Raw genomic sequence first — 5,100 nt, 5'->3', positions numbered from 1 at the left:
TTTTTAGTGGCACAACATCACCGAAATGGGTGGCACATATACACCGAAATACACAGGTTCTACATACAATGTGCTATATTCATTATTGTATTCTAAATTAATGTCTTGTTCATGATAAATATCAAAAACAAAATGAAAGTTTCCGGTTAAAGTATCAATGATTTGCGTATAATGAGCTTGACCCCGAACAATATCTTGAAAGGCAATACAAATGTATTTTGAGTTTAAATTCTCAATTTTACCTTGAATAACAACAGATCCTTTTTTTAAAATATCATCCTCATTATTTAAGTTGCAACTAAATAAAAGCATTGATAGCCCAATGCAAAATAAAATAATTTTTTTCATATGAGTTCTTTTTTAATCTTGACTTACGTTTAATTTACCATTAATTATCGGCACCTCTTTTCTCTCAAATTTTTCAATGTAAAAAAGTTTTAGCCGGTCTCATGCAATGGTCAAAATGCCTTGTGACAAAACAAAAAGAGACACCAATTTGGCATCTCTTTTCAACTTTATTTGTTTTTTAAAATTCTAATTCCATCGCAAAATTGACAGGAACAGCTTTTCCTCGTTGTGATCCAGGTTTCCAATTTTCCATTTCGCCTGCAATTTTTGTGGCAGCTTTTGCAGCTATATCATTGCTTTTGGTAAGGATCTGAATATTGGTTACTTCCCCTTTTTCATTTATGGTAAAACCAATAGTTGCTTTTCCTTCAAGTTTTTTGCCCTCAAAAAAGAGTTTGTTCTTTTGTTTTTGCACGTACTTTTCTAATCCGTATAATCCTTGATTGTATTGTGGCATATCTTCTACAACAATAAAAACAGGTTCATCCGATTTTGAAAATTCTTCGGTTGCTGGTGGTGGAGGTGGTACATCTCCGTCTGAAGACAATGTATTGGTGTTAATTTTAATTCCAATGACTTCTTTTTTCAGTTGGAGATTAAAAGTTTTTTCTTTCAATTGCGGATTTACTGTCACTACGGCCGTTTTGTAGCCTACATACGAAACAATAATTTCACTTTTTGCAGATTTGGGTACATTCAGCTCAAATTTCCCCTCTTTATCAGCAACAGCACCTGTTGTTGTTCCTTTTATAATTACTGAAGCACCTGTAAGTGCAGTTCCATCTTCATTACGAACAGATCCATGAACTTTAACGGTCTCTTCATTAATTGGAATTACAGAAGTGTTTTCTGTTACAGGATCAGTTGCTGTAGTTTTGTACTCTGGTTCGGCAAAAGCTACCAGAAGAATAGCCAGTATAGGAATTCCCCATATCATTCGAAACAATTTGCGTTTCGCTGTTTTCTCTTTCGTCATCATTTTAAATCGGGTTGGGCCTTGGGCAGAACTAAAGTGATTGGCTAATCCAATTACCTGAGTGCCCATTAGCTGGTTAATTAATAATGCCTGATACCTGACAGGTGAATGGCCCCGGGTTAATACACCTTCGTCAGCCAGATATTCATGGTTTTGTTTTATTGCTCGTTCAAATAACCATATAAATGGATTGAACCAGAAAAACACTGTTAACAGCTCTATAATGAACAGATCGATCCAATGACGCTCGTGAATGTGCACTTTTTCGTGAGTTAAAATGTCGTTGATTTCGTCTTGTTTAAAATATTTAGGATTGATTAATATGCGATTGAAAAATGAGAAGGGAGTATTGTAAATCTCATTCTCATAAATCAAACAATTATTGATTTTTTTAGGTGTTGATTTGGCTATAATTTGCAATGGCTTTCTGCATTGAATTACTATTCTTAGCAGTACAATTGCCGCTCCTGCAAAATATAACACATACAATAAACTAAGCAATGAAAAATTATAGGCCGTCTCTTCAATTGCAGAATTTGCAATGTTATTTTTAAAAGCGCCATTGTAATCATTCAAAACAGGAATTGAAGGGGTTGAAATCATAACTTGATAATGAACTGGAACAATTGCCATTACAACAGAAATTAGGAGGCTTGCCAGTAAAAAGTAACGATTCGCTTTAAAGTGAGTCGATTGTCGTAAAAGCAACCAGTACAATGAATACAGTAAAGCCATGCTCATTGATGCCCGAAGTAATATTTCTATCAATGCTTCCATAATTAGTTCTCTTTTTGCTGATCTTTTTTCATCTCTTCTTCGGCTTGTTTCATAATATTTTCCAAATCGGAAATGTCTAAATCGTTTTCTTTGGCAAAAAAGCTGGCCATTTTAGGAAACGAACCATTAAAGTAGTTTCCCAATAAAGAGGTGAATTGAAATTTGGTGTATTCTGCTTTACTTATTGCAGGTGTGAACAGTTTAGTGTTTCCAATTTTTCGGTGCGATACAAATCCTTTCTTTTCCAAAACACTAAGAACAGTTGCTACTGTAGTGTAGGCTGGTTTCGATCCTTTAAATTGTTCGAGCACATCTTTAACAATAGCCTCACGCAGTTTCCAGATAATTTGCATGATTTGTTCTTCGGCCTTTGTCAATGATTTTAAATCCATAGAGTTTTTTATTTGTAATTTCTACTACAAATATAGTAGCTTGTTTTTTAATTCCTACTATGTTTGTAGTAAATGTTACTATAAATATAGTATGCGTGTCGTTCATGTCTTCTAAAATACCCGTAAAATATAGTCTTTATCTTTTAAATAATAATTTGTTTTAAGGGCTGAAATGATTCATTAAGCGATGGAACTTCTATAGAACTTACTGCAAGCTTCCACCAAGAGAAAGAGGTTTTTCTTTAATTTATAACAAAGTATAAATAGAAAAGGGATACCTTTCGATATCCCTCTTACTATTCAATCCTACAAGATTTATTTCTTCTTATCTTTTTTTTCGATTACCTCGATTAGGTTGATATCAAAAATAAGCGTTTCGTTCGGACCTATTTTTTCTCCGCTTCCTCTTTCACCATATCCTAGTTCTGCAGGCAGATATAATTTCCATTCCGATCCTTCGGGCATTAACTGAAGTGCTTCAGTCCAACCTTTAACTACCTGGTTTACGTAGAAAGCTGTTGTGTCTCCACGTTCTTTCGCACTATCAAAAACAGTACCGTCAAGTAAAGTTCCGTGATACACACATTTAACGCGATCTGTAGCAACAGGTATTTTACCAGTACCTTTTTTTAATATTTCGTACTGAAGTCCACTTTCTGTTGTAATTATTTCTTTACGTTTTTTATTTTCCTCCAAAAATTTTTGCCCTTTTAAAAGGTTGGTTTTTTGCAGTTCTTTATGCAGGGAATCTTGCACAGCTTTTTTTTCATTGAAGATTTTTCGTAGATAAATATCTGCACTCATTTCTGAGAAATACGATTTTCCATAGGCCAATTGGTTCAAAAATCCTTTGTAGAAAGCATCTTCGTTAATTGAGTCGAATTGTTTGATTCTAAAATCAGAATAGCTTTTTGTTAATTGGGTTTTTGCAATAGCTATGGCGATGTTTTTATAATCCGCTGAATCCATTTGGAATGGAATTCGTTCGAATGATTTTTTGAAATTATTGGCTTCAATATATCCTAAAGCATAACTAAGGCTGTCAGTGCTCGATTTGAAGCTAACTTTACCCGATCGAGGAACTTTTTTACAAGCACTAAGACATACAACAACAGCTAAAAAGGCAAGAATAATACTAGTACGTTTCATTTTTTGATACTTCTTTTTAAGGTTATTGATAAAATTATTTTTTTGATGTGAAATTTTGTATTCGGTGTAAATTGAAAACCGCAATATAATTCTCATTTCCAATTTAAGCGAAAGTACAATTTTGAGCTAAAAATTAAAATAAAAAATATACAAGAAGGAATTAACCTAAGTTGTTTTTAAGATTTTTTAACATGATTGGTAAGTATGAGTGTTTTATGAAAGACTGCCTGTTTTTATCTTTTTAGAATATAAATTGAGTTCTATTGGTGATTAATAATTAATTTTAATGATCGATTTTGATAAAACAGGAGAAGCTAATTTTTTAAACCGTTTACTATTTGATGATATGACAACAAAACAAAACGATTTGGATTTAATTGTAATTTATTCGGGAAGCCCAATAGATTCTGAGATAATAAAGGATATCCTTACCGAGAATGGGATTGCCGTAAATATAAAAAACGAACTAATGGGAACTATTGCTCCTTGGCATGTTTCTGCTGGTGGAATCAATCCTGTCGAAATTGTAATTTTTGCAAAAGATAAGGAACAGGCTCTTCGTTTAATTAAGGAGTTCAATAAAGGGCAGAGGGCAGATTTGTGATTGGTATACAAATAAAATAATAATGATTATATTAAAACGAACCAATTTAAAAAATAAAGATTTTATTGATCTCGTTAGATTACTTGATTCTGATTTAGCGATACGGGACGGAGAAGCTCATTCTTTCTATTCTCAATTCAATAAATTGGATCAAATTAAGTATGTGGTATTGGCTTATGAAGATGGGAAACCAGTTGGTTGCGGTGCCATAAAGGAATACGAACCATTAATCGTGGAAGTGAAGCGAATGTTTGTTTTACCGGAGTGCAGAGGGAAGGGGACTGCATCAAAAGTTTTACAGGAATTGGAAAACTGGGCCAGAGAGCTGGGGTTTGAAAAATGCATATTGGAAACCGGAGTGAAACAACCCGAGGCAATCGTACTCTACCAAAAGAATAGTTACCAATTTATTCTCAATTACGGACAATATGCAGGCGTAAAAGAGAGCGTTTGTTTTGAGAAAGAGTTGTAAGTTTTTAAACAAAATATGAGTAAATGAAAAAAATCCGGATCCCCACCCGGATTTTAATCTAACCACTAATAGTAACTAATCTATGAAAAAAAACATCTGTGTGTTTTTACATTTCAAAAGTAGATAAGAGACGAGTAAACTACATTAAGATGATCTTAAGTAATTATAAACTATATGTACTCTTTCATATCTTCTGTAGGGCTTGATTTTTATCGTATTTATTAAAAAAGAAAAAAGCCTGGATCCCCACCCAAGCTTTTCTACTAACCACTATTTACTAACCTAAATCTATTTTCTATGAAAAAACGTTTACCACTCGTTTACTTTACAAACATACTGCATTCTTTCGTTAAGTGCATTTAACAAAAGTTAAAGAATGCTA

General features: G+C 33.2%; 6 protein-coding genes. 2 read left to right on the top strand and 4 right to left on the bottom strand.

Features of this window, described 5'->3' with window-relative positions; translation table 11 throughout:
* Positions 1-3: 3 nt before the first annotated feature.
* From QUH73_RS18285 to QUH73_RS18270, 4 genes are all read right to left on the bottom strand, one after another.
* On the bottom strand, positions 4-348 hold the full coding sequence (locus QUH73_RS18285; protein WP_289531882.1) for a hypothetical protein: 345 nt from the start codon (positions 346-348) through the stop codon (positions 4-6).
* Positions 349-526: 178 nt separating this feature from the next.
* A complete protein-coding gene (locus tag QUH73_RS18280) occupies positions 527-2,101 on the bottom strand; it encodes a M56 family metallopeptidase (RefSeq protein ID WP_289531881.1) in 1,575 nt (524 codons plus the stop codon).
* A 2-nt stretch (positions 2,102-2,103) separates the two neighbouring features.
* A complete protein-coding gene (locus tag QUH73_RS18275; protein WP_289531880.1) occupies positions 2,104-2,493 on the bottom strand; it encodes a BlaI/MecI/CopY family transcriptional regulator in 390 nt (129 codons plus the stop codon).
* A gap of 315 nt (positions 2,494-2,808) precedes the next feature.
* Positions 2,809-3,642: an FKBP-type peptidyl-prolyl cis-trans isomerase gene (locus QUH73_RS18270; protein WP_289531879.1), complete on the bottom strand. Its 834-nt coding sequence runs from the start codon at positions 3,640-3,642 to the stop codon at positions 2,809-2,811.
* Positions 3,643-3,928: 286 nt separating this feature from the next.
* Here QUH73_RS18270 and QUH73_RS18265 point away from each other — a divergent pair, with 286 nt between their 5' ends.
* Both QUH73_RS18265 and QUH73_RS18260 read left to right on the top strand, forming a co-directional pair.
* Positions 3,929-4,246 (top strand): putative signal transducing protein, encoded by a 318-nt coding sequence (locus QUH73_RS18265; protein ID WP_289531878.1) that lies wholly within the window; start codon positions 3,929-3,931, stop codon positions 4,244-4,246.
* A gap of 22 nt (positions 4,247-4,268) precedes the next feature.
* Positions 4,269-4,718 (top strand): GNAT family N-acetyltransferase, encoded by a 450-nt coding sequence (locus QUH73_RS18260; protein WP_289531877.1) that lies wholly within the window; start codon positions 4,269-4,271, stop codon positions 4,716-4,718.
* The last annotated feature ends 382 nt before the right edge of the window (positions 4,719-5,100 follow it).

This window comes from Labilibaculum sp. K2S (assembly GCF_030372765.1).
Classification (GTDB): Bacteria; Bacteroidota; Bacteroidia; order Bacteroidales; family Marinifilaceae; genus Labilibaculum.
This window is presented reverse-complemented; position numbering and strand designations above follow the sequence as displayed.